This window comes from Cohaesibacter celericrescens (assembly GCF_002866925.1).
In the GTDB taxonomy this organism is placed as follows: Bacteria; Pseudomonadota; Alphaproteobacteria; order Rhizobiales; family Cohaesibacteraceae; genus Cohaesibacter; species Cohaesibacter celericrescens.
The window spans coordinates 1-1,119 of record NZ_PKUQ01000044.1 but is presented as its reverse complement, the minus strand read 5'-3'; the positions used below and the strand labels follow the sequence as shown (position 1 = coordinate 1,119).

General features: G+C 47.1%; 2 protein-coding genes. Both read right to left on the bottom strand.

Annotated elements, in window-relative coordinates:
* Positions 1-439: flagellin N-terminal helical domain-containing protein (locus C0081_RS18140; RefSeq protein ID WP_483416441.1), on the bottom strand; the 439-nt coding region annotated here is incomplete at its 3' end.
* 297 nt (positions 440-736) lie between these two features.
* A partial coding sequence (locus tag C0081_RS18135) for a flagellin (RefSeq protein WP_280952891.1) occupies positions 737-1,119 on the bottom strand: 383 nt, incomplete at its 5' end.

Here is a 1,119-nt window from a genome sequence, read left to right as displayed (position 1 = left end):
CCGCTGCAGAATCAATTCCAAGATTAGTAAGTGTCTGATTTTCAACACGTTCTTGTACGGTTGAACCGGAGGGGGACGATGTGGTGTCTATGGCAGCATCGCCCTGAATGTGGGTACCTTCGCTGGCGCTGTTTGCAGACTGAGCCTGACGGACAGTTGCTTGAGCTGATTCAACCAGATCGGTGATCGCGGTGATACCGTTATCAGCAGATTCAATCGTTTTAATGGAATTTGAAATGCCATCCAGAAGGTTGCCCAAGTCGCTTGCACGGCTGGAAAGACTTTGTGAGGTAAAGAAGTTTGTTGGATTGTCCAACGCAGAGTTCACTTTTTTACCTGTTGCCAGACGGTTCTGCGTGGTGGACATCAAGTCCGCAGTATTTTGCAGGGAGAGGAGGTTCTGGCGCACGCCAGCTGAGAGAGTGATATCCGACGACATGAGATTACCTTTCTGGGTACTCGAATACAAATTGTTTTTGCGCCTCTTTCTGAGGCTTAGTCGGATTTTCGCGAATAATCACTAATTTAGGGTTAATCAAACGTGTCGTGTTAACCTTAATACGTTGTTACCGATTCAAGCTTGAAACTTGGGTAAGTGGAAAGAGTATTTATCTCAAGGGGTTACTCGAGTATAAGGCGATGTTTCCTAAGAAAAAATCTGATATGAAATCGCAGTTTTATGGCCCAAAAAAAACGGGGCCCTGAGGCCCCGTTTCGGCTGTAAATTTGGTTTTGATTAACGAAGGAAGCTAAGCACTGCCTGGTCGGCGGAAGAAGCCAGAGACAGAGCCGTGGTGGACAGAGACTGACGAGTTTGCAGAGCCAACATATTGGCGCCTTCCTCGTTGGTATCTGCCAAAACCAGACTGTCAGCACCGGTTTGAAGAGTATTGATGCTGTCTTTGGTAAAGTCCTGACGAATCTTCACCGTGTTCAGATTTGAACCAAAGGTAGACCCCTGTGTGCGAAGTGTACTCAAGGATTCTGACAAGGCATCAAGTTTCTCGTTGGCTTCATCAGAGCTGAGAGACGTTGCGTCACTTAGGTTCAGACCGGAAGAGGTAAGATCTGCAGACGCAATGGTCAATTCAGACTTGCCTTCATCACGTTTCTCGTTGA